This window comes from Mesorhizobium sp. B2-4-3, from assembly GCF_006442815.1.
Lineage (GTDB): Bacteria > Pseudomonadota > Alphaproteobacteria > Rhizobiales > Rhizobiaceae > Mesorhizobium.
This window is the reverse complement of record NZ_VFVL01000008.1, coordinates 39,146-63,719: the sequence shown is the minus strand read 5'-3', so window position 1 is coordinate 63,719 and position 24,574 is coordinate 39,146. Positions and strand designations below refer to the sequence as shown.

Below are 24,574 nucleotides of genomic sequence, written 5' to 3'. Positions count from 1 at the left end.
TGTCGAAGCCGCCTTGGCGCGGTTCAGCAGTTTCCACGCAGCTTTTCGCCAGATTTGACCGGATCAGCGCCGCAGATGGCTGAGCGGCACGTGGCCGGGTCCCTTGATGTTCTGCAGAACCAGTTGCGTGTGGACGTCGCGCACGCCGGGCAGCCGCATCAGCCGGTGCATGACAAAGGCGTTCAGATCGTCAACCGACGGCACCATGACATGCAGCAGGAAATCGTGGTCGCCCGTCATCGTCCAGCAGGACGAGACCTCGTCCATGCGCTGAACGGCGGCAATGAAGCTTTCGGGCGAGCCGTCGCTGTGGCTGACCAGCCGCACCTGGATGAACACCTCGACCGTGAGCCCGATGGCGCGGCGGCTGAGCACGGCGGCAAAGCCCTTGATGATGCCGGTTTCCTGCAAGGCCTCGAAGCGGCGCGCGCAAGGGGTTGTCGACAGGCCGATCTCCTGCGCCAGCTCCGACACGGGCTTGCGCCCATCGCGTTGCAGGATGTCGAGTATCCTTATCTCGAAGTCGTCGAATTGAGGCATATTTTCTCGATCTCACGTTTATCTGAGTTCTTTTACCTCGAAATCAGCTGACGAGCTACAAACAAGGCTGATTTGCCTCCGTGATCGCCCCTAAACTTTCTTCCACGATCCGCAGATCACGATCTCGAGGAGGATATGATGACGATCAGCGTTGCCGATTACGCCGCAGAATGCGCGGCGCAGGGCCTTCGCGGCGACTACTCGGTCTGCCGCGGCGATTTCACCGTGGCGCAGGGCTACGACTATTCAGCCGAGGAACAGGCGGTGTGGCGCACGCTGTGCGACCGCCAGACGAAGCTGACGCAGAAGCTTGCGCACCACTCCTATCTGGATGGTGTCGCGGCGCTCGGGCTGCTTGACAGGATTCCGGATTTCGATGCCGTCAGCGAAAAGCTCACCAGGCTGACGGGCTGGGAAATCGTCGCGGTGCCGGGCCTGATCCCAGCCGGCCCGTTCTTCGATCATCTCGCCAACCGCCGCTTCCCGGTCACCAACTGGCTGCGGACGAAAAAAGAGCTCGACTACATCGTCGAGCCAGACATGTTCCACGATTTCTTTGGCCATGTGCCGATCCTGACCCAGCCGGTGTTCGCCGATTTCATGCAGATGTATGGCCGGAAGGCGGAAGATCTGATCGCGCTCGGCGGCGACGAGATGATCACAAGGCTCTATTGGTACAGCGCCGAATACGGCCTCATCCAGGAAGCCGGCCAGCCGTTGAAAGCTTTCGGCGCCGGGCTGATGTCGTCCTTCACCGAGCTGCAATTCGCGGCCGAGAGCAAGGACGCCCACCATGTGCCGTTCGACCTCGAGACGGTGATGCGCACCGGCTATGAGATCGACAAGTTCCAGCGCGCCTATTTCGTGCTGCCGTCCTTCGATGCGCTGCGCGATGCTTTCGCCCATGGCGACCTCGCCGGCATCGTGGCGCGGTTCAAGGGCCAGCCGGCGCTCGACCCGGCAACGGTCTGAGGTCGGTTTTCGCCCAACCGACATTCAGGGCGGTCCACCTGTCGACAGGCGGCTGGGCCGCTTTACGTTTTTTGCAATTAGTTCCCCAGCATAGGGATTTTGGCCAGTTGGCTATGTTTGCGTTGGCAAGATGGCATGCCTTGGCGGTTAGCCGAAACGCCCACCCAGTCGTCATCCACGGGCGGAGCAAGGAGCGACGCGACGCGCGCAGACCCGAGGATCCATTCCGTGTCGCATGAGCGCTGCCGCGGTGCAGAATTCTGCTCAGCTGCACTCTTTGATCAGAGTCACGGAATGGATTCCAGGGTCTCCGCGACGCCGCTTCGCGGCTGCTCCGCCCTGGAATGACGAGGTTGGAAGACTTCCGCCAATCGCCAGCGTCAGCGCTGATTTCACCGAAAGGAGCGTCGACCAACGGCAACCTTTCAAAATCCTGCGCTGATCCTCTAGTTATGCTTTGTCGGGCTCGGCCTTGATCCTGGCCAACTGCTCGCTCTGCAACTCGAGTGCTGCGTTGATGAAGCGCAGCACGGTCGCGAGCTCAGCATCGCTGAAGCTCGCCACCACCTTCTCGCCCTCGCGCGCGATCGTGCCGTAATAGCGTTCAGACAGCTCCCTGGTCCGGTCGGTCGCCTCGATCACCACCTTGCGCCTGTCCTCCAGGCTGCGGGTCCGCGTGACGTATCCGCGCGCCTCCAGCCGGTCGATCAGGGCCGTCACCGCCGCCGGCGTCAGCCCGGTCGCCGCTGCCACTGCGCCGGCCGATTGCGGTCCGGCGTAGAGCAGACCCAGGCAATGCCGCTCCGCCGCGATCAGGCCCAGCCGCGCCCCCACCGCCTCGTCATAAGCCTGGGTGGCGTCCTGCCAGCGCATGACGGCGAGGCCGACGGCCCTGGTCATCTCATCGCGTTTCGCGCTTGACGAATTTGCTTCGATCATCTAACTATCAATCTGTCTAACATTCAGATTATCGTATTAATATGCGATGACAGCCTTTGCAAGGCAAGGGCAAAGTCGCCGACAAGGAGTGAACAATGAGCTTGATTCAACAGCGCACCCCTCTCTCGAATGAGGAGGAATACAAATACGCCAAGCTGGCCATGGAATGGTATGGCTGGGGTTCGCCCATCGGCCTCGGCATCCTGCTGGTAGCGCTTGCCGCCGCGGCCGTGCTGGTCCGCGTCGCCGTCTACGGACTGTAAGCGAGCTCGCAATTTCCGCCAAAGGCGCGCCAGGGCGGCGCCGGTCGCCACTTCAGAGCATGATGCCGAAAAGTGTGAAGCGGTTTTCGGACGACATCATGCTCTATCTCTTTGATTTAGAGCCGGCGCCGCTGGCGTTTCGGAGATCAGACGACGATCACCTTGCCGAGATGCTCGCCCAGGCGGCAGGCGAGCGCGGTGATGGTCGTCGTCGGGTTGCACTGGCCGGAGGTGCAGAACACCGAGGAGCCGCCGACATAGAGATTGTCCATGCCGTGCACCTTGCAATTGGCGTCGACGACGCTTTTCAAGACGTCGGTGCCCATGCGGGTGCCGCCCATATGGTGGTGGCCGGCCGTCTCCTCATTGGTCGGGTAATCGCCGCCATTGCTGATCCAGTCGTCGATGCGGACGCGGCCGAGATTCTTCTGCGCCATGGTCGTGCCGAAAAGCTTCAGGCCTTCGAGCAGCGTACGGCGCTCGAGCGGCGACTTCTTCCAGTGCAATTCGATGCGCGGCACGCCGGCGTGGTCGACATCGGCCTTCGACAGCTCGATCTGGTTAGAGGCAAGCGGCGCCTGTTCCCAGGCGACGTAAAGCTGGGCGGCGCAGTGCAGCCTCTGGTCCAGTTGGGAGGACATCCATTCCGCCATGTTGGGCGCGGTGCAGGCGAGATCGGCGATCAGCTTCTTGACATTGGGATAGGGCGACTCGATCAGGCGGATGCCGAAGTTCATGATCCGCAGCCGCTCCATCGCGGCAAGCGTCGGCGAGAAGAAGGCTTCGTTCGAGGCGTCGACCTCGAACTCTGAGTAATTGGCGAGGATGGCATTGCCGCCCTGGAAGGTCGGATGCTCCATCCAGTAGCGGCCGAGCGCCGCCGAATTCGGCACCACGCCGCCGTTCGAGCGCTGGTTCGACCATAGGAGCAGCCGCGAGTTCTCCAGCCCGCCGGTGCAGGTGACGAAATAGTCCGCCGCGAAGGTGCCGGCGTCCTGGCCGTTCGACCAAAGTTTCGCGCCGGTGACGCGCTTGCCGTCGCCGGTGAGCTCGGTCGCGTAGGTGTTGAGCACGACGGCGATGTTCTTGCTCTTGTCGAGCTCGTCGGCGAACTTCTCGCCGAAGCGTACCGCCGGGCTCTTGATCAACTGCACCCAGCGGATGTCGTCCGAAACCGGCACATCGGGGCGGAAGTCGGGAAGCTCGAGGATGTCATGGACTTCCGGCAGATAGGGCTCGATGTCGGCGCGGCTGATCGGCCAGCCGGTGTCCGGCGCCCAGGCCTTGGGCTCGAAATCTTGGCTGTCGAGCACGCGACACCAGCCGGCCCAGTGGTTGGATGAGCCGCCCATGAAGCGCAGCCTGGTGATGTCGAGGTCGAAATAGAAATCGCCGACCGTCCTGCCGCGATAGAAATCCTGCGACTCGTCGCTGAATTCGCGCGAACCCGCCTCCAGGACGACGACCGGGATGCCGGCTGCGCCGAGCTTCCTGGCGATCGTCGTGCCGGCTGGACCGGAGCCGAGGATGCAGGCCTTGGGTTTGAAGCCGGCCTGCTTGTAGGCTTGGTAGCTGTCGAAGATCATGCGAGATCGCTCCGCCGCAGGATCCAGCCGTTGATCTCGACGATTTCGTCGGGGTCGGCCACGGCCGGTTGGTTGCGGAACAGCGACAGCGCCGGCAGCGCGATCAGCGCCTGCACGATCGCGCGGCGAGACATTTTTCTTATGAACCTGCTCATGACACGTCTCTCGATAGGGGCCTCGATCCATGCATGCCGTGCCTGAACGGCACACATGCCGCCTGGGAGGCCAATTCCGTGCCAAACCTAAGTGAAAACGGGGTTACATCCGGAAGTTTAGCGCGGTTGAATATGGACATGGTTAGGGCTTTCCTAAAGCGCGTCGCGCTGAACCCGATTCAGGCGCCGCGCTTTTGAGTTTTTGTTTTGATGCATGTCGTTGTCCCAAAACCGCTGCGTACTTTTGGGCGACATGCATGACGCTCGCGGCGAGGCTTCATGCCGCCTCGGGGAGTTCGCGGTCGAGGATCGAAAGATTGCGGCCGCGGTTCTTCGCCTCGTAAAGCCTGCGGTCGGCGGCGCGCATCAGATCGGAAACGGTGGCGCTCTCGCCGCAGCTTATGCCGCCGATCGAGACCGTGAGCGGCACGGTCCGCTCGTCGACGGGGCGGAAGCGGATCAGCTCGACCTCGCGGCGGATGCGTTCGGCGACATGCTTGGCTTCCGGTTCGCTGGCGCCGACCAGGAAAGCCGCGAATTCCTCGCCGCCGATGCGGCCGAGCACGTCGCCGCTGCGAATGCCGCGTTCGATGGCGCCGGCGATCAGAAGCAGCGCTTCGTCTCCCGTCAGATGGCCGTAGCTGTCGTTGATCCTCTTGAAGTGATCGGCGTCGATGATCAGCAGCGCGCCGCGATCGCTCTTGCGCCGCGACCCGTCGAGCGCGGCAAAGAAGGTTTCGCGATTAAGCATGCCGGTCATGTCGTCGCGGCTTGCCTTTTCCGACAGGCGCCTGTGCGCCGCCGCAAGCTGCGCATGGGCGCGAGCAAGCTCGCGATGGGCGTTCTGCAACCGGTCGCTCTGCCAGAAGCTGCTGGCGCTGGCGGCCCAGGCGAGCACGAGCGGGCAAACCGTCGACGCCAGCCAGACGGTGCGGCTCATCGGAAAGCCCATTGCCGGAACCACAATCAGCGTCAACAACAGCGAGGCAGCGACCGAAGCGAACGCCACGGCAGCGGCCCTCAAAAATATGCGACTCATCACTTGCTCCCAACGGATAGCCTCTGTGCCAGCAAGCGCTGAAGGCGACCTTTCCGAGACTTTTAAAATTTGAAACGAGACGCCATTTTCACACTTCGTGACGCGCATAAGTTGTGGATAACCTCCGCGCCGGCATGCCATAAGAAGCGTATGACGATGACACCCGATCCTGCCCGCTTTGCCCATGTCACGGACTGGGTGTTCGACCTCGACAACACGCTCTATCCGCATCACTCGAACCTGTTCGCGCAGATCGACGTCAAGATGACCGCCTATGTCGGCGAGTTGCTGACGCTTTCGCGCGACGAGGCGCGCAAGCTGCAGAAGGAGCTCTACCTGGAATACGGCACGACACTGAACGGGCTGATGAAGCGGCACGGCATCGATCCCGACGATTTCCTTGAGAAGGTGCACGACATCGACTATTCGCGGCTGGTGCCGGATCCGGTGCTGGGCGCGGCGATCCGCCAGCTTCCCGGGCGCAAATTCATCTTCACCAATGGCGACCGCAGGCATGCCGAGCGCACCGCGCGCCAGCTCGGCATACTGGAGCATTTCGACGCCATCTTCGACATCGTCGCGGCGGGGCTCAATCCCAAGCCGGAGCGTCAGACTTATGAGCGTTTTGCCGAATTGCACTCGGTGACCGGACATAATGCGGTGATGTTCGAGGATCTGGCGCGCAATCTGGCCGTGCCGAAAACGCTCGGCATGACGACCGTGCTGGTGGTGCCGCGCAATTTCGAGCCGACCTTTTCGGAGATCTGGGAACGCGACCCTGCAAACGAGGACGACGTCGATTTCGTCACCGACGATCTCGCCAGCTTCCTGACCGCGATCGTCGAGGTCGTGGCCTGAACTCGGCAGGCGGCATGTCTTGGAGATTGGCCGAAACGCCCATCGCGATCGTCATCCACGGGCGGAGCAAGGAGCGAAGCGACGCGGCGCAGACCATAGAATCCATGCCGTGACTTGAAAGCGCCGCCACGATGCAGAGTTTTGCTCCGCTGCACGTCTTGGCGAAGGTAACGGCATGGATTCCAGGGTCTTCGCGACGGAGCTTCGCTCCTGCTCCGCCCTGGAATGACGATCGCGATTGCGCGTTTCGCCAATCTCCAGCGCATGCCACCTGCCAATGCAAACAGAGCCGGTCTTTCAAAATGCCTGTATCGAGGACCTAGTCGAAATCCGGAATCGTGCCGGGCGGCAGCCCCAATCGGCCGTTCAGCTCCTTCAAAAACCGGCACAAGTCCGGAGTGCCTCCGGCTCGCCTGCCGTTGCCATTGCCATTGCCATTGGACGCGTAGCCGTTGCCGTGGCCGTTGCCGCAATTGGCGTTGCCGTTGAAGCTGCCGCCATTGAAGTTGCCGCTGAAACTTCCGGCATTGCCGTTGCCATTGAAATTGCCGCTGTTGCCATTGCCGTTGAAGTTGCCGGAATTTCCGTTGCCGTTGAAATTGCCGGTGTTGCCAAGACCGTTGGTCACGCCGACGCCGATCGGAAGGTCGGCAATCCTGACCAGGGTCGAGGCGTCGGCAGCCAGGATCGCGGCAAGCAGCGTGCCGAGCGCGAGGCCGTTTCCGTCAAGCAGCCTCGCCGCCACCCGGCGCTGGCGAGGCCGAACGGACGCGGCTGATCTCAAGCTGGTCATCAGTGGTTCCCCCGGCCGTTGGAGTTGCCGTTGAAGCCGCCGACATTGCCGTTGCCGTTGAAGTTGCCGCCGTTGAAGTTGCCGTTGCCGGCACCGATGTTGCTGTTGCCGTTGTATTGGCCGGTGTTGGAGTTGCCGTTGAAGGCGCCGATGTTGCTGTTGCCGCTTGTCGGCGAAGTGTTGCTGTTGCCGTTGAAGGCGCCGACATTGCCGGTGCCGCTGTTGAAGGCGCCGACATTGCCGGTACCGCTGTTCTTGTAGCCGACATTGCCGCCGAAGTTGCCGAGCGGGTTCATGCTCCTGACGTTCGAACCGATGGCTTGGCCGTATTTGCCGACCGCCCCCTGGACAGCCGACATGCCGAAGGCCTGGCTGCCCGTCGCGCTGTCAGCCTTCGCCGCGGTTGCACTCAACAACCCCAGGCATAGCGCCGATATGACGTAGCGTTTCATCTGCGAGCTCCTTCCATGGCTTAGCTTTTTGAATTGGGACCTGTTTCGAAAAGGACTGGGACCGCCGGCGACATGTCGCGATAGCCTTGCGCGGGGGACGGGCGCGTGGCTCGGCGATCCCAGAGACGTCAGCGTCGTTCCAAGTTAAGGCTTGGCGACGCTGTCGGTTGGACGGCGCTAGTGGTTGGCGTTGCCGTTTCCGTTGCCGTTGCCGGCGCCCCAGTTACCGTTGCCGTTGGCATTGCCATTGCTGATGCCGAAGTTCCCGTTGCCGTTGATGTTGCCGTTTCCGAGGCCGAAGTTCCCGTTCCCGTTGCCGTTGCCGTTGGCGGCGCCGGCATTGAGGTTGCCGTTATAGTTGCCGTTGAAGGCGCCCATGTTGGCGTTGCCGTTTCCGTTGCCGTTGCCGACGCCGAAGTTGCCGTTGCCGTTGAAGTTGCCGTTGAAGGCGCCGGTATTGGCGTTGCCGTTGCCGTTGCCGTTGCCGACGCCGACATTGCCATTGCCGTTGCCATTGCCGCTACCGACCGAAAATGCGGATGCCGAACCAGTCAGAGCCGACAGGACAGCCGCGGCCAGGATGATCTTTTTCATGACGTTCTCCTTGGTTTGTGTTGAGCTTCCCGGCCAGTTCAAGATGACCGGGAGGACGCTCTAAGGATGCACGCAGAAATAGCGCCCATGAATTCGGGCTGATCGGCAGGTGCCGTCGGTTTTTCTGCTGATACCCGTGTCAGGGAAAGTTGAAGCGATCGGGAAAAAACTGACAGGCATAAAGGCATATGCCGGGTGTATATTGCGCGCGGATCAACCCCTTGTGCCTCTTCTCGCGGGGCCGGCACTTCGCGGCGTTGACGGAAAAGAAGTCGATGGAGGGTGGCATCGACACCGGCAAAGACGATAGCTCGAGAAAGCGCCGTGGCCTGGCGCGGCATCTGGTTGCCGTGCAGGAAGAGCAGCGCCTGCGCCTGTCGCGCGAGCTGCATGACGATCTGGGCCAGATGCTCGCCAGCGTCGCGCTCGAATTGCACATCGTTCGCGCCGGCTCGCCGGAGATGGACGCCCGCCTCGAGCGCGCCACCATGCTTATCGACCAGCTGAGCGCCAAGGTGCATGACGCCGCCTGGAGCTTGCGACCCGCGGACCTCGATCGCCAAGGCCTCAGAGCTTCGGTCGAGGACCTGGCAACCATGCTTTGCGGTCAACTCGGCATCGCATGCGAGATGGACCTTGAAGCCCTTTCGAGCCCGCCGCCTGCCGAGATCGCGCTCACGCTTTACCGGATTGCGCAGGAAGCGCTCACCAATATCGGCAAGCATGCCGCGCCGAGCCGCGTGAGCGTCACGGCGCACATCCAGGACGATCGGATGCGCCTGACGATCGAGGATGACGGCCGCGGCTTTGACGGCAGCGCCGAACCTGGTCCGGGCCATTTGGGACTTGCCGGGATGCGGGAGCGGCTGGCGCTGGTCGGCGGCAAATTGTCGGTTGAAACCGCCAGGGGCAAGGGGACCACCATTTACGCCGATGTGCCCCTCGCCGGCTGACCGGCGGCTTCGGACCGGCAACGATGCGATCGGGTCTGAAATGGCATCTTCGGCGTCAAGTGGGACTACGTGAAGCGCTGCACATCCCGGACATTAGCCTCGGCTTACAGTCCGGCATCATTGGGTTAGGCGGGGGATGGCTTACCCGTTGCGGCCGTTCAGGCCTGCCAGGACAGACGGGCGTCCCGCGCCAGGCGGGGCAGTTGCCTAGACCATCAAGAACAAGAGGGCCGGCCCGCTCCAGGCGAGAGGCTCTTTCATCGACTGATGGAGGTTAAAGGTGTGCTGCAGACGGATATTCGTGGTCGATGACCACCCGATGATCCTGTCGGGGGTCGGGGCGATGATCAACAGCCAGGACGATCTGACGATCGTCGGACTGGCCGGCAATGCCGACGATGCCCTCGAGGGGATCGGCAAGTCGCTGCCCGACGTCGCCGTGGTCGACATATCGCTTCCGGGCGTCAACGGGGTCACGCTGATCGAGCGGGTTGGCGAACGCTTTCCCGAGGTCAGCTGCATAGCGCTGACGGCGCATGAGGACCCGGGCTGCCTGCGCCAGGTGCTGGCGGCGGGCGGGCGCGGCTTCGTGGTCAAGCGGTCGACCGCGACGGACCTGCTGCAGGCCATCCGATGCGTGTTGGCCGGCGACAACTATGTCGATCCGGCGCTTGCGGCGCGTATATTGAGCCCACGCAGCGCCTCGCAGGGCGATCCGGGCAATCTCAGCGAACGGGAGCGGTCGGTCATCCAGTTGGTGGCGCTCGGTTACAGCAACAAGGAAATCTCGTCGCGGCTCAGCCTCAGCATAAAGACGATCGAAACCTATCGCACCAGGGCAACCGACAAGCTCGAACTTCACTCCCGCGCCGCCATCGTGCGCTTCGCGCACTCGAATGGCTGGCTGATCGAACTGCCGGTGTAGGCAGACCGGGCCGGGATGCCGTCCCGGGGTAGAGGAATTGGAGAACTGAGGAATTGAAGAACTGGAGAACAGACGAACGATCCGGAGGTCCTTTTCCCCAATTCTTCAGTTCTTCAATTCATCAGTTCCTACTCCCCCAGCTTGTAGAAGCGGCGGATGATGTCCCAGGCTTCGTCGGCCGTGTCGACGAAATCGATGATGTCCTGATCGCCGGGCGAGATCGTGCCCTGCTCGGCGAGGAAATCAAGATCGATCGCCCTTTGCCAGAACGCCTTGCCGAACAGGATGACCGGGACGCGCTCCATGCGTCCCGTCTGGATGAGCGTCAGCGTCTCGAAGAACTCGTCCATCGTGCCGAAGCCGCCCGGAAACACCGCGACCGCCTTGGCGCGCATAACGAAATGCATCTTGCGGATGGCGAAGTAGTGGAAGTTGAAGCAGAGCTCCGGCGTGACATAGGCGTTGGGCGCCTGCTCGTGCGGCAAAACGATGTTCAAGCCGATCGACGGCGCGCCGACATCGTCGGCGCCGCGGTTGCCGGCCTCCATGACGCCAGGCCCGCCACCGGTCACCACGACATATTCACGATAATAGGAGGTGGCCGACTGCCGCGAGCACAGGCGAGCGAATTTGCGCGCTTCCTCGTAATATTTGCTGTTCGCCTCGAGGTTCTTCTTCTGCGTCTCGTTCTTCGCCGCCCAAGCCTCGCCACCCGGTTCGGGCAGGCGGGCGCCGCCGAACAGGATGACGGTCGAGCGAATGCCGCGTTCGGCCAGGATCATTTCCGGCTTGAGGAGCTCGAGTTGCAGCCGCACGGCGCGCAATTCGCGACGCGTCATGAACTCGGGATCGTTCCAGGCCAGCCGGTAGGTCTCGGCGCGTGTCTGCGGGGTATCCGGCACGCTTTTCGAGCGCTCCAGATCCTCGTCCGAATGCGGCAGCGGCGTCCATCCCGCCTTTTCCATGGGAGTCATCGAATCCACCCGTCCAATTCCCTTACTTGCGCCGTCCCGTGACGCTGGCGCGATTGACCCCCATTGAGCCTTAACATAGGGTCCGCGCGACTTTTAAACAGGTTAAGGCGCAGCCCCTTAACAGCTTGGTAATGGAGCGAAATCATGTCGAAGCCCGATCTGGCGAGCCTCGAGAAGACCATCGAAAAGGCCTTCGAGGAGCGCGACATGATTTCGACCGCGACGCGCGGCGAGACGCGCGACGCCATCCAGGCGGCCCTCGACCTGCTCGATCGCGGCGTCGCCCGCGTCGCCGAAAAGCGGGACGACGGCAAGTGGCACGTCAACCAGTGGCTGAAGAAGGCGGTGCTGCTCTCCTTCCGGCTGAACCCGATGGAGATCATCAAGGGCGGTCCCGGCCAGGCGGTGTGGTGGGACAAGGTGCCGTCCAAGTTCGACGGCTGGAGCGCCGTCGACTTCGAGAAGGCCGGCTTCCGCGCCGTGCCGTCCTCGATCGTGCGCCGCTCGGCCTATGTCGCGCCGGGCGCCGTGCTGATGCCGTCCTTCGTCAACGTCGGCGCCTATGTCGATACGGGCACCATGGTCGACACCTGGGCTTCGGTCGGCTCCTGCGCCCAGATCGGCAAGAACGTGCATCTTTCCGGCGGCGTCGGCATCGGCGGCGTGCTGGAGCCGATGCAGGCCGGCCCGACCATCATCGAGGACAATTGCTTCATCGGCGCGCGCTCCGAAGTGGTCGAAGGCTGCATCGTGCGCGAAGGCTCGGTGCTCGGCATGGGCGTGTTCATCGGCCAGTCGACCAAGATCGTCGACCGCGCCACCGGCGAGGTCTTTTACGGCGAGGTGCCGCCGAATTCGGTGGTGGTCGCCGGATCGCTGCCGGGCAAGCCGCTGCCCAATGGCGAGCCGGGCCCGAGCCTCTACTGTGCCGTCATCGTCAAGCGCGTCGACGCCAAGACCCGCTCCAAGACCTCGATCAACGAATTGCTGCGCGATTGATCCTCCACGACGGAGCGGACGCTATTGTCTGAAAGATCGCAATTCCTCTGGCTGTTCTTCAGCCTTTCGGGGCGGCTGAGCCCGGTCGCCTATGCGCTGGCCGGGATTTTGCTGGTCCTTGTCCAGTTTTTCCCGTTCTACCAGTTCGCGCGGGTAGAGCTGAACACGAGCGCCAGCCAGAACTGGGCCATGATATGCTGGGGCGTGCTGCTGATCTCGGCCTGGGCCACGTTCGCGGTGACGGCGAAGCGCTTCCATGATTTCGGCAAGCCGACCTATTTTGCGCTGATCTCGCTGATCATCGGTCCCATCCTGCTCATCATTCTCGCCTGTTTCCGCAGCGATCCCGGACCGAACCGCTACGGCAGGCGCACCAACGCGCCGGGCGATAGCTGAGGTCGCCATGCGCTACCGCACGCTCGATCCGACGCGGATCATCGAGACCGCCCAAAGGCTGGAGGAGCGTGTCGCCGAGCGTTTCCCGGAAAGGGGCCTGCGCGCCGTCGCCGCCGAACTGGTGTCGCTGTCGCGCGACCTCGCCAAGGCCGCCAAGGAGCTGGAAGCGCCGATCTGGTGGCTGCGCGGCGTCATTGTCGCGGCCTTCATCGCCGGCGTGGCGATGTTCCTGTTCGTCGGCACCATCCTGCCGCTCGACCGCATTTCGGGCGCCGACGATGCCGTGCAGTCGATGCAGGGCATCGAGGCGACGATCAACACGGTGATCCTGGCGGTGCTCGGCCTGCTGGCGCTGATCCGCACCGAGGAGCGGATCAAGCGCAAGAAAGTGTTCCGGCAGCTGCACGGGCTGCGCTCGCTCATCCATGTCATCGACATGCACCAGTTGACCAAGGATCCGGCGGCCTTGTCGGCCGATTTCAAGCCGACCTCGCACTCGCCCGCACGCATCACCAACGCGGCCGACCTGGCGCGCTATCTCGACTATTGCTCGGAAATGCTGTCGATCGCCGGCAAGATCGCGGCGCTGTTCGCGCAGTCGGTCAACGACGACGTCGTCGTCAATGCCGTCAACGACATCGAGAACCTGTCCTCCAACCTGTCGCGCAAGATCTGGCAGAAGATCACGCTGATCGAGGACCGCCGCCGACCACTTCCGGCCTAAGGCCGGGCGGACCGCGCTTTGCCGCTTCCGCCTGACGCACCAGCGCGGTGACGCGTTCGTTGACCGGCGTCGGGGCGCCCGTTCGCCTGGCCAGGCGAATGACCGCGCCCTGCAATTCGTCGATCTCGGTCGGGCGGCCGCGTTTGAGGTCGTCCCACATCGACGAGCGCGCCTGAGGGTCGATCGCCAGCATGCGGCGCGCCAGAAGCCCGAACAGCCAGTCGGGCAACCGCAGCACTTTCGGCAGCAGCGCCGGCGGCAGGCCGGTGATGCGCGCCGGCGCGATGCCCGCGGCCTTCATCGCGGCGAGCGCCTCGTCGATCTCGGCGGCGAGGACGACGCGCCAGCTTCGGTCGGCCAGTTGCCTCGCCAGCGGCAGGTCGGAGAGCGCCACCAGGGCATTGTTGAGGTTCATCAGCAATTTGCTCCACTGCACCGCCTTCATGTCGGTGCGCGCTTCGACGGCAAGCCCGTCGACGTCGAGCAGATCGACAAGGCCATCGGCGCCATCGTCGATCATCACCTCGCCCTGGCTGGCGCGATGCGCACGCAACGGCGCCTCGCCGTCGGGCGACTGGACGACGTTGAACATGACCATGCCGGTCAGCACCCGCCGTCCAGGGAGCGCGGCGCGCAACCTGTCCGCATTGTCGACGCCGTTCTGCAGGCTGACCACCACGGCATCCGGGCGCCCGTGGGCGCCGATCAGCCCGGCCATCTCTCCGGTTGCGCCGCTCTTCACCGTCACCAGGATGACGTCCGCGCCGGGGAGTGCCGCAGCCGGATCGTCCGTTGCCGAAATCGCTCGCGCTTCGACGAGGCGGTCGCGGCCGTCAAGATCGCTGACGCGCAGCCCGCTTTCGCGCATGGCCTCGACGACGCGGCCGCTGCCGAGGAAGACGACCTTGCGTCCGGCGAGCGCCAGGCAGCCGCCGACATAGCAGCCGATGCTGCCGGCGCCGGCTATCGCGACGGTGCTTGTTTCACTGGCCATGCATTCGTCCTCCCTTGGCCCGCAACTTGCTATTATGCATGTCGTTCTCCCGGAACCGCCCACACTTCCGGGCGACATGCATTTATACGCCACGCAAACCATATTGTCGGCGGCATGACCGGCGATGATCTGCCATCGTGACACGACAAACGCTTTCGACTATCGCTTTGCCCATGACATTGCCGACCGATCCCGCCGCGAATCTTGCCGCCCTGATCCGTTGCCCTTCCGTGACGCCCGCCGAAGGCGGGGCGCTTGCCGCGCTGGAGGGCATGCTGAAGCCGCTCGGCTTCTCGGTCGAGCGACCGGTCTTCTCGGAAGACGGCACGCCGGACATCGAAAACCTCTATGCGCGGCGCTCGGGCAACGGCCCGCACCTGATGTTTGCCGGCCATACCGATGTGGTTCCGGTGGGTGACGAGGCGGCCTGGACGCATCCGCCCTTCGCCGCCGAAATCGCCAATGGCGAGATGTATGGCCGCGGCGCCGTCGACATGAAGGGCGGCATCGCGTGCTTCATCGCGGCGGTGGCGCGCCATGTCGCGAAGAATGGCGGGCCGAAAGGCTCGGTGTCGCTGCTGATCACCGGCGACGAGGAAGGACCGGCCATCAACGGCACGACGAAGCTGCTCGACTGGGCGGCGGCCAAGGGCGAGAAGTGGGATGCCTCGATCGTCGGCGAACCGACCAATCCGGATGCGCTCGGCGACATGATCAAGATCGGCCGGCGCGGCTCGCTATCGGGCAGCGTGACCGTCAATGGACGCCAGGGCCATGCCGCCTATCCGCAGCTTGCCGACAACCCGGTGCGCGGGCTCATCAGCCTGGTCGACGCGCTGCTCCATCCGGTGTTCGACAAGGGGACCAAGGATTTCCAGCCGACCAACCTCGAAGTGACGTCGATCGATGTCGGCAATCCGGCGACCAACGTCATCCCGGCCAAGGCGACGGCCATTTTCAACATCCGCTTCAACGACACCTGGGACGCGGAGACCGTCCAGGCCGAGATCCACAACCGGCTCGACCAGGCCGCCGGGCGCAAGAAATACCGGCCGGGCAAGAAGGCGCCGGTCGAGTACGAGCTTGTCTGGCGCGACCGGCCGAGCCATGTCTTCCTCACGCGTGACGACAGGCTGATCGATACGCTGGGCGGTTCGGTCAAGGCGGTGGTCGGCAAGACGCCGGCGCTCTCCACCTCCGGCGGCACGTCGGACGCGCGCTTCATCAAGGATTATTGCCCGGTGGTCGAGTTCGGCCTGGTCGGCAAGACCATGCATATGGTGGACGAGCGCGTCGCGCTTGCCGACCTCGAGACGCTGACGCAAATCTACGAACGCTTTATCGAAGACTGGTTCGGACAAGGCCTTTCGTGACCATGCTTTCGGCGGACGAAACCTATGCTTCGCTGGCCGGCGCCTGGCGGCTGATGTTCGGCAAGGCCGACGGCCTGCGCCTGCTCGACCTTTCGGCCGACGGTTTCTGGAATTCCTTCTTCGCCATTGTCGTAGCGGCGCCGGCGCTGATCGTCGGCTGGGTCGGGATAGCCAATGAGATCGGCGATCCGGACGCCTTCGCCGGACGCCTCGGCATGCTGATACGGCTGGCTACCGTCGACCTCGGCTCCTGGGTGCTGCCGCTGGTGGCGCTCGCGCTGGTCGCGCCGCGCGCCGGCATCGGCGGCCGCTTCGTGCACTATGTCGTCGCGTCCAACTGGACGTCGGCGATCATCGCCTGGCTGATGCTGCCCTCGGCGCTGCTCAGGCTCTTCCTGCCCTCGACCAGCGACGTCAACAGCCTCGTGTCGCTGTTCCTGTTCGCGCTCTCGATGGTGCTGACCTGGCGCATGACCAACGCATCGATCGGCAAGGGCGCCGCCGTGGGTACCGCCGTGTTCGTCGGCATGTTCATCGCCTCGCTGCTCGTCCTGTTCGGCCTGCAGGCGCTGCTCGGCATCGACTTCCCGGACGGCACGACGGGTTAGGTCTCCGTATCCTCGGCTGCGGCGTTTGGCTCTTGGGTTGCCGCCGGATAATCCACTCCGACGAGAAACAACCCGTCAGGCGGAGCAACCTGGCCGCAAGCGGCACGGTCGCGTGCTTCGAGGGCCGCCTTGAGATCGGCGGCGCCCCACGAGCCGTCGCCGATGCGCCGCAGGGATCCCACCATCGAGCGCACCTGGTTGTGCAGGAAAGAGCGCGCCGAGGTCCGCAACTCGATGAAATCGCCAACGCGGCTGACGTCGAGGCGGTCGAGCGTGCGGACCGGGCTTTCGGCCTGGCACTGGGTAGAGCGGAAGGTGGTGAAGTCATGCCGGCCGAGCAGCACCTTGGCAGCCTCATGCATGGCCTCGGCGTCGAGGCGCTTCGGCACCCACCAGACCTTGCCCTTTTCCAGCGCCGCCGGCGCCCGGCGGTTGAGGATGCGATAGAGATAATGGCGGCCTGTGGCCGAAAAGCGCGCGTCGAAACCGTCGGCGACGACGGCCGCTTTCAGGATGGCGACGCGCGCGCCGGCCGCCTGCAGATGCGCGTTCACGGCGTCGCGCACCTTGTCGCCCGGCCAGGCTTTGGCGAGATCGACATGCGCCACCTGGGCAGTGGCGTGCACGCCGGCGTCGGTGCGGCCGGCGGCACGTATTCTTAGGTCTTCGCCGCAGAACTTTTCGATCGCCTGCTCGATCGCCTGCTGCACCGAGGGCTGGTCGGCCTGATGCTGCCAGCCGGCGAACTGGCTGCCGTCATATTCGATATCGAGCCGAAAACGCGGCATGCCAGCTTTACTTTTGCCTTGGCCTAGGCGGCCAAAGCGGCGAAGGCTGAAGCGTAGACCAGCCTGCCGGTCTCGGGCGCATCGCCCCAGGCCAGCGCCTGCAGCGCCTCGCCCTGGTACTCGCTCTCGAACTTTGCAGCGCGGGCATGGCTATAACCGAAGCGGCCGTAGTAGAGCGGATCGCCCAGAACCACGGCCAGCATCTCGCCGGCCTCCTTGAGGCGTACATGCGCCTCGCGGATCAGCGCGCCGCCGATGCCGGTGCCGTGGAAAGAAGGCTCGACCGCCAGCGGCGCCAGCGCGACGGCCGCGAACTCTTTGGCGCCGTTTCGCACGAAAAGCCGCGAGAAAAGAATATGGCCGACGACCTGGCCGTCTTCCTCGGCAACCAGCTCGACGACAGCATCGCCGCCGGTGACAAGGGCATCGACCAGGCCGGCTTCCGCCCGCTGGCCAAAGGCATGCTCTTCGACGAGGCGGATCGCCTCGCGATCCCGCGGCGTCGCCGCGCGTATCGACATCATGCTCATGTGAGTTTCGTTCCTTTTTCGATCTTGGCTCCGCGCAAAAACTCCTGCGCGGCGGCGGGCTTTCCGCCCGCCCGTTGAACTTCGACCAGCCTGACCGCGCCTGTCCCGCAGGCGACCGTCAGCCGGTCATCGAGAATTCCTCCCGACTCGCCGACGCCATCCGAGAGCGTCGAGCGAAGCAGTTTCAGCCGCTCCATGCGGCCGCCAATTTCGACCTCGCACCACGCGCCCGGAAAGGGCGAGAGACCGCGAATGTGATTGTGGACTTCGCCAGAAGGCCGCGTCCAGTCTACGCGTGTCTCCGATTTATCGATCTTTCGGGCGTAGGTCACCCCTGCGGTCGCCTGCGGGGTAAATGTCAGACAATTTATCCCCAACTGCGCGAGCGCCTCAACCATCAGCGAAGCGCCCTGAGCCATCAGGCGGTCATGCAATTCGCCGGCTGTCATATCGGGCGCGATGGCGGTTTTTTCAACCATTGCCACCGGACCGGTATCCAGACCCTCTTCCATCTTCATGACCATCATGCCGGTTTCGGCATCGCCGGCCATGATGGCGCGCTGGATGGGAGCAGCACCACGCCAGCGTGGCAAAAGCGAGGCGTGGCCGTTGAGGCAACCGAGTCTGGGAGCGTCCAGAATGGCTTTCGGCAGCAGCAATCCATAAGCGACGACGACGGCGACATCGGCCTGCAAGGCGGAGAAGGCCTGCTGCTCGGCCTCGCTTTTCAGCGATGCCGGCGTCCGAATGTCGAGTGCTAGCCGCTCCGCCTCGCGCTGCACCGGCGAGGGCGTCAATTCCAGCCCGCGCCGGCCGGCGGCGCGCGGCGGCTGCGTGTAGACGGCAACGATCTCGTGGCCGGCCTCGGCGATGGCGCGCAGCGTCGGCACGGAAAAATCCGGCGTGCCCATGAAGATGACGCGAAGCGGCATGACGTCCTGCGATCCTGTCTTGCGGTGGTTTCAGGTGCTCGCGCGGACCAGACGGCCCCTAGCCCACCATCTTGCCCGGCGCCTTGTCCTTGACGAGCTTCTTGAACTTCCGCACCACCATGTCGCGCTTCAGCTTCGAGATGTGGTCGATGAACAGCACGCCGTTGAGATGGTCGATCTCGTGCTGCAGGCAGGTGGCCATCAGGCCATCCGCCTGCATCTCCTGCAATTTGCCGTCGCGGTCGAGATATTTCACCCGCACCGAGGCCGGGCGCTCGACCTCGGCATAATAGTCGGGGATCGACAGGCAGCCTTCCTCATAGACGGAACGCTGGTCGGAACTTTCGAGCACTTCCGGATTGATGAAGACATGCGGCTGAGGCTCCTCGCCTTCCTTGGCGAGGTCGATGACCAGCAGCCGCCGCGGCTCACCGACCTGGATCGCCGCAAGGCCGATGCCCGGCGCGTCATACATGGTGTCGAGCATGTCGTCGGCGAGCTTGCGCAAATCGGCATCGACGCGCTCGACCGGCTTGGAAACCTGGCGCAGGACAGGATCGGGAAGGATGATGAGAGGCTTGATCGACATGGCGTCTCACCTAAGACGTCGTTGGAAAAGCGTCAACCGGTGTGGAATTGACCTGTTCACGTTTTGATCTGTGCCACGCGCCCGAATCGGTTATGCTGGCCCAATGAACGACATGACCACCATCCTTTCGCAACCGATCGCGCGGCTCGGCGCCTCTACGATCACGCTCGGCCAGGCGCTGGGTTTCGGCGCGCTGCTGCTGGTGGCGCTGTTTATAGGATTGGCCGTCGCCCTATGGCGCGCGGGCAAGGCGCGCGCGGTGGCGGCCGCCGAAGCCGCCGACCATGCCCGCGATGCCGAGGCGAGGATGGCCGACATTATGCAGGCGCAGGCTGAGATGCAGGGGCGCATGGGCGCGATCGCCGAAGTTTTCGGGGCGAGGCAGGCCGAGCTCACCCAGTCGCTCGGACAACGGCTCGACGCCATGACCGGGCGTCTCGGCCAGACCATGGCCGAGCAGACCAAGTCGACGCATGAGAGTCTGGCCAAGCTGCAGGAGCGGCTGGCGGTGATCGACACCGCGCAAGGCAACATCCAGTCCTTGGCCGGCCAGGTCGTGCAGTTGCAGGCGATCCTCTCCAACAAGCAGACGCGCGGCGCCTTCGGCCAGTCGCGGATGGAGGCGATCGTCGCCGACGGCCTGCCGCATGGCGCCTATGAATTCCAGGCCAGCCTCTCCAACGGCAGCCGGCCCGACTGCCTGGTGCGGATGCCTAATGGCGCGCCGATGCTGGCCATCGACGCAAAATTCCCGCTGGAAGCGTGGAATGCCATCCGCGCCGCAGAGGGCGAGAACATGCAGAAGGCGGCGGCGCAGGCTTTCCGGCGCGACATCGAGGTGCATATCCGCGATATCGCCGAAAAATACCTGGTCCAGGGCGAGACGCAGGACACCGCCTTCATGTTCGTGCCATCGGAATCGGTGTTCGCCGAGATCCACGAGAATTTCGAGGCCGTTGTGCAGAAGGCGCACCGCGCCCGCGTCGTCATCGTCTCGCCCTCGCTCTTGATGCTGTCGATCCAGGTCATCCAGTCGATCCTGAAGGACGCCCGCATGCGCGAGCAGGCGCATCTGATCCAGGGCGAGGTCATCCGGCTGATGGAGGATGTGGCGCGGGTCGACGAGCGGGTGCGCAGGCTGCAGACGCACTTCGGCCAGGCGACCAAGGACATCGACGACATCCTGGTCTCGACGTCGAAAGTGACCAAGCGCGGCCAGAAGATCGAGGCGCTGGAGTTTGCCGAGGGCGAGGCCGAGCCGCCGCGCAACGGGCCGGCCAAGGTCGAGGCCGGGGCGCGCGTGGCCGATTCCAAGACCGGCCAGCTCAGGCTGCGCGTCGTCGAAGGCGACGAGTAGTCGCTCGATGCCGACGTTGGAACGAGCGATTCTTCCTTCGCTGGCAAAATCGCATACCTTGGAGATTGGCCGGAACGCCCATCGCTTCGTCATTCCAGGGCGGAGTAATGAGCGAAGCGACGCGCGCAGACCCTGGAATCCATGCCGTGACGCTAGGGCGTTGCGGCGGTGCAGAAAGGCCTTCGTTCTGCGCCGCCTTGCCCTTCGCGCGAGGTCACGGAATGGATCCTCGGGTCAAGCCCGAGGATGACGAAGGTTGGGGAGGCTTCGCCAATCGCCGAGAGCTGCGACAATCCCACTGATACGATCGGCCCTACTGCTCTTCCGTCGTCGCCATGCCCTTGAATTCCGGAAGCCAGCGCAGGGCCGACCGGTGCCATTTCTGCTGTCTGGGAACCAAGTCCTGACGCTGCCGCGCGGTCCCGACCCTGATCCCATAGACCTTCGGACCATCGCCGACCGACGTTGCATAAAGATGCGAACCGCAGTCGGCACAAAAAGCCTGGGCGCGCCTGGCGCCGCTTGCCACGACCTTGATGTAGATCTTCGGCGCGCCCCTGGTGATCCGGTAGTCGCTTTCCGACGCCGGAACGGTCACCCGAAAGGCGGTACCGGTCAGCTGCTGGCAGTCGGTGCAGTGGCAGATCGAGGTCTTTTGCGGATCGACCTCCGCCTCATAGGCGATCGCGCCGCAATGACATCCGCCGTCGATCTTCATCAGCTTTCCTCCTCGCGAAGTTCGTTGCGCTTAACCTAACTCCCGTCCGAGGCCTCGGCGATGGCCTTGCGCCGCTGCTCCCATGTGCCAGTCGCCTGCGGCTTGACGAACAGCCTCGATATCTGCGGCATTTCCTGCTTCAGCCTTGCTTCCAGGCGCTCGACGCAGGCCTCGATCTCGGGCGCGGTGAGATGATCCTCGAATTCGATGCTCAGGCCCGCGACGATTTCCTCCGGCCCGATATGGACGCTCAGGATTCCGTTCGCCCGCTGGACCGCCGGATCCTCCTGGACGATCGACAGCACCTTTTTCTGCACTTCGGGCGAGGCAGGCTCACCCAGAAGCAGGCCCTTGCTCTCGCGCGCCAGGAAGATGGCGGTGGCGCCGAGGATGATGGCGATGCCGATCGAGCCGACGCCGTCGAGCTCGGGGATTTCGAGAAGTTCGGCCGACAGGATGCCGGCGAAGGCGACGATAAGGCCAAGCAGCGCGGCGCTGTCCTCGAACAGCACCGTGTAGACGCTCGGATCCTTGCTGCGGCGCACGGCTTCGAACCAGCCCTGGCGGCCCTTCTGCTGCCGGAACTCCTTCAGCGCCACCAGCCATGAGCTGCCCTCGAAGACGAAGGAGAGGGCAAGCACGATGTAGTTGACCTGGGCATTGACGACCGGTTCGGGCGCCATGATGTGGATGATGCCCTCATAGAAGGAAACGCCGGCGCCGAGCGCGAACACCAGGACAGCGACGATGAAGCTCCAGAAGTAGAGCTCGCGTCCGTGGCCGAGCGGGTGGGTGCGGTCGGGCGGCCGCGCGGCGCGGTGCATGCCATAGAGCAGGAGCCCGCCATTGCCGGTGTCGACCAGCGAATGCACGCCTTCCGACAGCATGGCGGACGAACCGGTGAAGGCCGCTGCCGCGAATTTGGTCGCCGCGATCGCCAAATTGCCGGCGAGCGCGGCGTAGATAACCCGTTTCGAGCCGGCGTGGCCTGCCATCTGGTTCCTGACTCTGTTCGATGCGACCGACCTTAGCGGCCTGCCGGCCCAAGCTCCACAGCTATCAACAACGCGCCAACGGCCGAGGCGTTCAGACAGGGAACTGGCTCGTGGCGCAGAGCGTCTATTCGACGGCTTCGTCGGTCCATACCTTGAAATCGGCGAGGGTGCCCGGTCCAAAGATATGTGTCAGCGGCACATCGGCCGCGTCGCGGCCGGAGGCAATCAGGATGCGGCCGATGCGCGGGGCATTGTTGCGCGGATCGAAAGCGTGCCAGCGGCCACCGAGATAGACTTCCATCCAAGCGGCGAAATCCATCGAGGCCCAGGGTTTTGGCAGGCCGATGTCGCTGATATAGCCGGTGCAGTAGCGGGTCGGAATGTTAAGCGCACGGCAAAAGGCGACAGCGAGATGGGCAAAATCGCGGCAGACGCCGCTCTGCTCGCGGTAGGCCTCTGCCGCGGTACGCGTCGGCCGCGCATTGCCGTAGTCGAAGACGATATGGTTGTGGACGAAGTCGCAGACCGCCTGGACGCGCGGAACCCCGAGAGGGGTGTGGCCAAACAACCGCCAGACGTCGTTTGCCAGCACATCGCTTTCGCAATAGCGGCTGGGCAATAGGAACAAGAGCGTGTCCGACGGCAGGTCACGCACCTCGTGCTGCCAGGCCGATAGGTCGCCCATCTCGAAGCTGCCGGGATCGCGGATGATGGCATCGGTGCCGAAGGTAAATCGTCCCGGAGGAGCAACCAGTCGGTTGCACCAGTTGCCGAAGCTGTCGCGGTAGCTCTGGATCGGCACCGACGGAGTGGAGGTCAGGAAATCCGGCCGCTCAAGATCGGAGGCGCGGGAGTAGTGGACGTTGAGCATCGCGATCAGTGGCGCTTCCTGCGGAAAGTCGAAGCTCATCTCGCAGCCGATGTGGATTCGCATTATCTCCTTGGCCGGCTGCCTGATCATCGCCCGGCGGAGGCTGGACCGATGCTGCAGTGCGAAGAAGACCATCGCACGGACCGATGCGGTTTACGAGCAAATTAGAAACCGGTTGAAAGCTTCCGGCTGTCGGCGGCGACAGGCGCTAGCCTCTTGCGGTCCGGCATTTCTCTTGTTTCACTTGCTCGTCCACAATCGGAGGAGCGAATCATGGCTAAAGGTGCGATGAAGGCGGGCAAGGAAGCCCGCAAGCCGAAGAAGGACGCCAAGAAGCCCGCGGCGGCCCCGGCTCCGAAGGCGCCGCCGGTCAAGGCGTTGCGCATCAAGGAAAAGTAAGCGGCCGAATTCGGTCGATCCGGCTCAATGCTGACTTTGAACCGGCGGCATGACAATGCTGCCGGTGTTTTGTTGATCGAGGCCACCCCGTATCGAAGGGCGAGGACGACCTTGCTTCCCCGAAAGCCGGCCGGGACGACCCGCCACCAAGCATCTCGGGCGATGCTGGAATGACGGAGTGTCTTCGATGTCCTGGATTCTTCTTTTCTTCGCCGGCCTGTTCGAGATCGGCTGGGCGATCGGCCTCAAATATACCGACGGCTTCTCGAAGCCGCTGCCGACCGTTCTCACCATTGCCTCGATGATCGTCAGCCTCGGCCTGCTCGGGCTGGCGCTGAAGATGCTGCCCGTCGGCACGGCCTATGCGGTGTGGACCGGCATCGGCACCGTCGGCACGGCGCTGCTCGGCATCTGGCTGCTCGGCGAGCCCTCGACGATTGTCCGGCTTGCCTGTATCGGCCTGATCGTCTGCGGCATCGTCGGGCTGAAGCTGGTCGCATAAAGCGAATTCAGGCGACGCGCTTCAAGCCTTTGTTTTCATGCACGTCGTTATCGCAATCCGTAGCACAAACGCGTTCAGGGCCGCTTTCGGCGACCCTGAACCATTTTCCTGAAATTGCTCTAGCGGGCGGAGAAGCCCGGAGGCGTGCGGCCGACGCGTGACTTGCGAGCGGCGTAGCGTGCGTCACGCTTGGCCTTACGCGCGGCCTCATCGGCAAGCTCGAAAGCGATGCGCTCGGAGTCCTCGGCCTCGCGGCGCTTGGCCTCTTCGGCCGCCGCTGCTTCCGCCGCAAGACGCGCCGCCTCGGCAATCGCCTCCCGCTCGGCCTTCTCGGCCGCCTCGCGCGCCAGCTTCTCCTGCTTCAGCCTTGCCTTTTCCGCATCGCGGATGGCGCGGGCCTCAAGGATAGCCTTGCGTTCGGCCTGGCGAGCCAGCACTGTCGGATCATCCGCCGCCGGTTTTGCCTTGAAGCGCTCGAGCAGCGCCTTCTTTGCCTCGTTCGCGGCATTGCGCCGCTCGAAAATGTCTTTTTCCCTGTAGATAGCCAAGTGCACTTCCCTGCAGTCTATTCGCGACGCTTACATACGCGTGAAAGCGGCAAGTTCAAGCGCCAAAACGGTATGGCAGCCATGAAAAATCCGGGCTTGTTGCCGCAGGGATACGCCTCGGCAGCGCGCGATGCACTGTTCACAGATCGCACATCTGGCGGGCAGAACGGTAGATGGCTACCTCTAGTGCCGACAAGCAACACCCATA

At 63.8% G+C, this 24,574-nt stretch carries 31 protein-coding genes; 13 read left to right on the top strand and 18 right to left on the bottom strand.

The window, feature by feature from the left end:
• Positions 1-63: 63 nt before the first annotated feature.
• On the bottom strand, positions 64-540 hold the full coding sequence (locus FJ956_RS10725) for an Lrp/AsnC family transcriptional regulator (protein ID WP_140681495.1): 477 nt from the start codon (positions 538-540) through the stop codon (positions 64-66).
• Between the two features lie 135 nt (positions 541-675).
• On the opposite strand from FJ956_RS10725, the gene phhA reads away from it, so the two are divergent.
• Positions 676-1,512 carry a phenylalanine 4-monooxygenase gene (gene phhA / locus FJ956_RS10720; RefSeq protein ID WP_140681497.1) on the top strand — a complete coding sequence of 279 codons (837 nt, stop codon included), beginning with the start codon at positions 676-678 and terminating at the stop codon, positions 1,510-1,512.
• Between the two features lie 450 nt (positions 1,513-1,962).
• Here phhA and FJ956_RS10715 read toward each other — a convergent pair whose 3' ends face one another.
• Positions 1,963-2,451, bottom strand: a complete 489-nt coding sequence (locus FJ956_RS10715) for a MarR family transcriptional regulator (protein WP_140681499.1) — start codon at positions 2,449-2,451, stop codon at positions 1,963-1,965.
• A 95-nt stretch (positions 2,452-2,546) separates the two neighbouring features.
• On the opposite strand from FJ956_RS10715, the gene FJ956_RS30485 reads away from it, so the two are divergent.
• A complete protein-coding gene (locus tag FJ956_RS30485) occupies positions 2,547-2,714 on the top strand; it encodes a hypothetical protein (RefSeq protein WP_181170310.1) in 168 nt (55 codons plus the stop codon).
• A gap of 146 nt (positions 2,715-2,860) precedes the next feature.
• Here the strand turns inward: FJ956_RS30485 and FJ956_RS10710 are convergent, their stop codons facing one another.
• The 3 genes from FJ956_RS10710 to FJ956_RS10705 all read right to left on the bottom strand — a co-directional run bounded on the left by FJ956_RS10710 (position 2,861) and on the right by FJ956_RS10705 (position 5,494).
• Complete coding sequence (locus tag FJ956_RS10710; protein ID WP_140681501.1) at positions 2,861-4,300, bottom strand: GMC family oxidoreductase; 1,440 nt, start codon at positions 4,298-4,300, stop codon at positions 2,861-2,863.
• The gene (locus FJ956_RS30480; protein WP_181170313.1) at positions 4,297-4,434 is read right to left on the bottom strand and encodes a hypothetical protein; all 138 of its coding nucleotides are present in this window, start codon (positions 4,432-4,434) and stop codon (positions 4,297-4,299) included. Before FJ956_RS30480 ends, FJ956_RS10710 begins: the two co-directional genes overlap by 4 nt.
• A gap of 298 nt (positions 4,435-4,732) precedes the next feature.
• Positions 4,733-5,494 (bottom strand): GGDEF domain-containing protein, encoded by a 762-nt coding sequence (locus FJ956_RS10705; RefSeq protein WP_140681503.1) that lies wholly within the window; start codon positions 5,492-5,494, stop codon positions 4,733-4,735.
• A 150-nt stretch (positions 5,495-5,644) separates the two neighbouring features.
• On the opposite strand from FJ956_RS10705, the gene FJ956_RS10700 reads away from it, so the two are divergent.
• The gene (locus FJ956_RS10700) at positions 5,645-6,352 is read left to right on the top strand and encodes a pyrimidine 5'-nucleotidase (RefSeq protein ID WP_140641931.1); all 708 of its coding nucleotides are present in this window, start codon (positions 5,645-5,647) and stop codon (positions 6,350-6,352) included.
• Positions 6,353-6,671: 319 nt separating this feature from the next.
• Here the strand turns inward: FJ956_RS10700 and FJ956_RS30710 are convergent, their stop codons facing one another.
• The 3 genes from FJ956_RS30710 to FJ956_RS10685 form a co-directional block, all read right to left on the bottom strand.
• Positions 6,672-7,145, bottom strand: coding sequence for a hypothetical protein (locus FJ956_RS30710; RefSeq protein WP_210241601.1), 474 nt, complete (start codon positions 7,143-7,145; stop codon positions 6,672-6,674).
• Positions 7,145-7,597, bottom strand: a complete 453-nt coding sequence (locus tag FJ956_RS30475) for a hypothetical protein (protein WP_181170330.1) — start codon at positions 7,595-7,597, stop codon at positions 7,145-7,147. Before FJ956_RS30475 ends, FJ956_RS30710 begins: the two co-directional genes overlap by 1 nt.
• A gap of 177 nt (positions 7,598-7,774) precedes the next feature.
• On the bottom strand, positions 7,775-8,191 hold the full coding sequence (locus FJ956_RS10685; RefSeq protein ID WP_210243610.1) for a hypothetical protein: 417 nt from the start codon (positions 8,189-8,191) through the stop codon (positions 7,775-7,777).
• A gap of 275 nt (positions 8,192-8,466) precedes the next feature.
• On the opposite strand from FJ956_RS10685, the gene FJ956_RS10680 reads away from it, so the two are divergent.
• Positions 8,467-9,144 carry a sensor histidine kinase gene (locus FJ956_RS10680; RefSeq protein WP_181170332.1) on the top strand — a complete coding sequence of 226 codons (678 nt, stop codon included), beginning with the start codon at positions 8,467-8,469 and terminating at the stop codon, positions 9,142-9,144.
• Between the two features lie 301 nt (positions 9,145-9,445).
• Complete coding sequence (locus FJ956_RS10675) at positions 9,446-10,069, top strand: response regulator transcription factor (RefSeq protein ID WP_246672181.1); 624 nt, start codon at positions 9,446-9,448, stop codon at positions 10,067-10,069.
• Positions 10,070-10,197: 128 nt separating this feature from the next.
• Here FJ956_RS10675 and FJ956_RS10670 read toward each other — a convergent pair whose 3' ends face one another.
• On the bottom strand, positions 10,198-11,043 hold the full coding sequence (locus FJ956_RS10670; RefSeq protein ID WP_140681997.1) for an LOG family protein: 846 nt from the start codon (positions 11,041-11,043) through the stop codon (positions 10,198-10,200).
• 144 nt (positions 11,044-11,187) lie between these two features.
• On the opposite strand from FJ956_RS10670, the gene dapD reads away from it, so the two are divergent.
• The 3 genes from dapD to FJ956_RS10655 are packed head-to-tail and all read left to right on the top strand — an operon-like array spanning position 11,188 to position 13,162.
• Positions 11,188-12,042, top strand: a complete 855-nt coding sequence (dapD, locus tag FJ956_RS10665) for a 2,3,4,5-tetrahydropyridine-2,6-dicarboxylate N-succinyltransferase (protein ID WP_140681999.1) — start codon at positions 11,188-11,190, stop codon at positions 12,040-12,042.
• A gap of 24 nt (positions 12,043-12,066) precedes the next feature.
• Positions 12,067-12,438 carry a DUF805 domain-containing protein gene (locus FJ956_RS10660; protein WP_140641942.1) on the top strand — a complete coding sequence of 124 codons (372 nt, stop codon included), beginning with the start codon at positions 12,067-12,069 and terminating at the stop codon, positions 12,436-12,438.
• A 7-nt stretch (positions 12,439-12,445) separates the two neighbouring features.
• Positions 12,446-13,162, top strand: coding sequence for a hypothetical protein (locus FJ956_RS10655; RefSeq protein ID WP_140682001.1), 717 nt, complete (start codon positions 12,446-12,448; stop codon positions 13,160-13,162).
• Here FJ956_RS10655 and FJ956_RS10650 read toward each other — a convergent pair.
• Positions 13,122-14,156 carry a 2-dehydropantoate 2-reductase gene (locus FJ956_RS10650; protein ID WP_140682003.1) on the bottom strand — a complete coding sequence of 345 codons (1,035 nt, stop codon included), beginning with the start codon at positions 14,154-14,156 and terminating at the stop codon, positions 13,122-13,124. The two genes, FJ956_RS10655 and FJ956_RS10650, sit on opposite strands and share 41 nt — an antisense overlap.
• A gap of 173 nt (positions 14,157-14,329) precedes the next feature.
• Between FJ956_RS10650 and dapE the strand changes: the two genes are divergently transcribed.
• Complete coding sequence (gene dapE, locus FJ956_RS10645; protein ID WP_140682005.1) at positions 14,330-15,529, top strand: succinyl-diaminopimelate desuccinylase; 1,200 nt, start codon at positions 14,330-14,332, stop codon at positions 15,527-15,529.
• Between the two features lie 2 nt (positions 15,530-15,531).
• On the top strand, positions 15,532-16,137 hold the full coding sequence (locus FJ956_RS10640; RefSeq protein WP_140682079.1) for a transporter: 606 nt from the start codon (positions 15,532-15,534) through the stop codon (positions 16,135-16,137).
• Here the strand turns inward: FJ956_RS10640 and truA are convergent.
• From truA to def, 4 genes are read right to left on the bottom strand one after another with little or no spacing between them, the layout of a single operon-like run.
• Positions 16,134-16,925 carry a tRNA pseudouridine(38-40) synthase TruA gene (gene truA / locus FJ956_RS10635; RefSeq protein ID WP_140682007.1) on the bottom strand — a complete coding sequence of 264 codons (792 nt, stop codon included), beginning with the start codon at positions 16,923-16,925 and terminating at the stop codon, positions 16,134-16,136. The two genes, FJ956_RS10640 and truA, sit on opposite strands and share 4 nt — an antisense overlap.
• Positions 16,926-16,948: 23 nt before the next feature.
• Positions 16,949-17,455, bottom strand: coding sequence for an N-acetyltransferase (locus FJ956_RS10630; RefSeq protein WP_140682009.1), 507 nt, complete (start codon positions 17,453-17,455; stop codon positions 16,949-16,951).
• Positions 17,452-18,387, bottom strand: a complete 936-nt coding sequence (fmt, locus tag FJ956_RS10625) for a methionyl-tRNA formyltransferase (protein ID WP_140682011.1) — start codon at positions 18,385-18,387, stop codon at positions 17,452-17,454. Before fmt ends, FJ956_RS10630 begins: the two co-directional genes overlap by 4 nt.
• 58 nt (positions 18,388-18,445) lie before the next feature.
• On the bottom strand, positions 18,446-18,976 hold the full coding sequence (def, locus tag FJ956_RS10620) for a peptide deformylase (protein ID WP_140682013.1): 531 nt from the start codon (positions 18,974-18,976) through the stop codon (positions 18,446-18,448).
• A gap of 103 nt (positions 18,977-19,079) precedes the next feature.
• Between def and FJ956_RS10615 the strand changes: the two genes are divergently transcribed.
• Positions 19,080-20,333, top strand: coding sequence for a DNA recombination protein RmuC (locus FJ956_RS10615; RefSeq protein ID WP_140682015.1), 1,254 nt, complete (start codon positions 19,080-19,082; stop codon positions 20,331-20,333).
• A 313-nt stretch (positions 20,334-20,646) separates the two neighbouring features.
• Here FJ956_RS10615 and FJ956_RS10610 read toward each other — a convergent pair whose 3' ends face one another.
• The 3 genes from FJ956_RS10610 to FJ956_RS10600 all read right to left on the bottom strand — a co-directional run bounded on the left by FJ956_RS10610 (position 20,647) and on the right by FJ956_RS10600 (position 22,980).
• Positions 20,647-21,051: a GFA family protein gene (locus FJ956_RS10610; RefSeq protein ID WP_140682017.1), complete on the bottom strand. Its 405-nt coding sequence runs from the start codon at positions 21,049-21,051 to the stop codon at positions 20,647-20,649.
• A gap of 35 nt (positions 21,052-21,086) precedes the next feature.
• On the bottom strand, positions 21,087-22,046 hold the full coding sequence (locus FJ956_RS10605) for a cation diffusion facilitator family transporter (RefSeq protein WP_140682019.1): 960 nt from the start codon (positions 22,044-22,046) through the stop codon (positions 21,087-21,089).
• A 124-nt stretch (positions 22,047-22,170) separates the two neighbouring features.
• On the bottom strand, positions 22,171-22,980 hold the full coding sequence (locus FJ956_RS10600) for a transglutaminase family protein (protein WP_140682021.1): 810 nt from the start codon (positions 22,978-22,980) through the stop codon (positions 22,171-22,173).
• A gap of 210 nt (positions 22,981-23,190) precedes the next feature.
• On the opposite strand from FJ956_RS10600, the gene FJ956_RS30990 reads away from it, so the two are divergent.
• Positions 23,191-23,316 carry a hypothetical protein gene (locus tag FJ956_RS30990; protein WP_095769470.1) on the top strand — a complete coding sequence of 42 codons (126 nt, stop codon included), beginning with the start codon at positions 23,191-23,193 and terminating at the stop codon, positions 23,314-23,316.
• A 187-nt stretch (positions 23,317-23,503) separates the two neighbouring features.
• On the top strand, positions 23,504-23,818 hold the full coding sequence (gene sugE / locus FJ956_RS10590) for a quaternary ammonium compound efflux SMR transporter SugE (RefSeq protein ID WP_140682023.1): 315 nt from the start codon (positions 23,504-23,506) through the stop codon (positions 23,816-23,818).
• 119 nt (positions 23,819-23,937) lie between these two features.
• On the opposite strand, the gene FJ956_RS10585 is transcribed toward sugE, so the two are convergent.
• Complete coding sequence (locus tag FJ956_RS10585; protein ID WP_140682024.1) at positions 23,938-24,366, bottom strand: DUF6481 family protein; 429 nt, start codon at positions 24,364-24,366, stop codon at positions 23,938-23,940.
• Between the last annotated feature and the right edge of the window lie 208 nt (positions 24,367-24,574).

Excerpts from the sequence above, each read along its gene's own strand:
- FJ956_RS10725 (WP_140681495.1), bottom strand. The coding sequence starts at position 540 with ATGCCTCAATTCGACGACTTCGAGATAAGGATACTCGACATCCTGCAA.
- phhA (WP_140681497.1), top strand. The coding sequence starts at position 676 with ATGATGACGATCAGCGTTGCCGATTACGCCGCAGAATGCGCGGCGCAG.
- FJ956_RS10715 (WP_140681499.1), bottom strand. The coding sequence starts at position 2,451 with ATGATCGAAGCAAATTCGTCAAGCGCGAAACGCGATGAGATGACCAGG.
- FJ956_RS30485 (WP_181170310.1), top strand. The coding sequence starts at position 2,547 with ATGAGCTTGATTCAACAGCGCACCCCTCTCTCGAATGAGGAGGAATAC.
- FJ956_RS10710 (WP_140681501.1), bottom strand. The coding sequence starts at position 4,300 with ATGATCTTCGACAGCTACCAAGCCTACAAGCAGGCCGGCTTCAAACCC.
- FJ956_RS30480 (WP_181170313.1), bottom strand. The coding sequence starts at position 4,434 with ATGTCTCGCCGCGCGATCGTGCAGGCGCTGATCGCGCTGCCGGCGCTG.
- FJ956_RS10705 (WP_140681503.1), bottom strand. The coding sequence starts at position 5,494 with ATGAGTCGCATATTTTTGAGGGCCGCTGCCGTGGCGTTCGCTTCGGTC.
- FJ956_RS10700 (WP_140641931.1), top strand. The coding sequence starts at position 5,645 with ATGACGATGACACCCGATCCTGCCCGCTTTGCCCATGTCACGGACTGG.
- FJ956_RS30710 (WP_210241601.1), bottom strand. The coding sequence starts at position 7,145 with ATGACCAGCTTGAGATCAGCCGCGTCCGTTCGGCCTCGCCAGCGCCGG.
- FJ956_RS30475 (WP_181170330.1), bottom strand. The coding sequence starts at position 7,597 with ATGAAACGCTACGTCATATCGGCGCTATGCCTGGGGTTGTTGAGTGCA.
- FJ956_RS10685 (WP_210243610.1), bottom strand. The coding sequence starts at position 8,191 with ATGAAAAAGATCATCCTGGCCGCGGCTGTCCTGTCGGCTCTGACTGGT.
- FJ956_RS10680 (WP_181170332.1), top strand. The coding sequence starts at position 8,467 with ATGGAGGGTGGCATCGACACCGGCAAAGACGATAGCTCGAGAAAGCGC.
- FJ956_RS10670 (WP_140681997.1), bottom strand. The coding sequence starts at position 11,043 with ATGACTCCCATGGAAAAGGCGGGATGGACGCCGCTGCCGCATTCGGAC.
- dapD (WP_140681999.1), top strand. The coding sequence starts at position 11,188 with ATGTCGAAGCCCGATCTGGCGAGCCTCGAGAAGACCATCGAAAAGGCC.
- FJ956_RS10655 (WP_140682001.1), top strand. The coding sequence starts at position 12,446 with ATGCGCTACCGCACGCTCGATCCGACGCGGATCATCGAGACCGCCCAA.
- FJ956_RS10650 (WP_140682003.1), bottom strand. The coding sequence starts at position 14,156 with ATGGCCAGTGAAACAAGCACCGTCGCGATAGCCGGCGCCGGCAGCATC.
- dapE (WP_140682005.1), top strand. The coding sequence starts at position 14,330 with ATGACATTGCCGACCGATCCCGCCGCGAATCTTGCCGCCCTGATCCGT.
- FJ956_RS10640 (WP_140682079.1), top strand. The coding sequence starts at position 15,532 with ATGCTTTCGGCGGACGAAACCTATGCTTCGCTGGCCGGCGCCTGGCGG.
- truA (WP_140682007.1), bottom strand. The coding sequence starts at position 16,925 with ATGCCGCGTTTTCGGCTCGATATCGAATATGACGGCAGCCAGTTCGCC.
- FJ956_RS10630 (WP_140682009.1), bottom strand. The coding sequence starts at position 17,455 with ATGAGCATGATGTCGATACGCGCGGCGACGCCGCGGGATCGCGAGGCG.
- fmt (WP_140682011.1), bottom strand. The coding sequence starts at position 18,387 with ATGCCGCTTCGCGTCATCTTCATGGGCACGCCGGATTTTTCCGTGCCG.
- def (WP_140682013.1), bottom strand. The coding sequence starts at position 18,976 with ATGTCGATCAAGCCTCTCATCATCCTTCCCGATCCTGTCCTGCGCCAG.
- FJ956_RS10615 (WP_140682015.1), top strand. The coding sequence starts at position 19,080 with ATGAACGACATGACCACCATCCTTTCGCAACCGATCGCGCGGCTCGGC.
- FJ956_RS10610 (WP_140682017.1), bottom strand. The coding sequence starts at position 21,051 with ATGAAGATCGACGGCGGATGTCATTGCGGCGCGATCGCCTATGAGGCG.
- FJ956_RS10605 (WP_140682019.1), bottom strand. The coding sequence starts at position 22,046 with ATGGCAGGCCACGCCGGCTCGAAACGGGTTATCTACGCCGCGCTCGCC.
- FJ956_RS10600 (WP_140682021.1), bottom strand. The coding sequence starts at position 22,980 with ATGCGAATCCACATCGGCTGCGAGATGAGCTTCGACTTTCCGCAGGAA.
- FJ956_RS30990 (WP_095769470.1), top strand. The coding sequence starts at position 23,191 with ATGGCTAAAGGTGCGATGAAGGCGGGCAAGGAAGCCCGCAAGCCGAAG.
- sugE (WP_140682023.1), top strand. The coding sequence starts at position 23,504 with ATGTCCTGGATTCTTCTTTTCTTCGCCGGCCTGTTCGAGATCGGCTGG.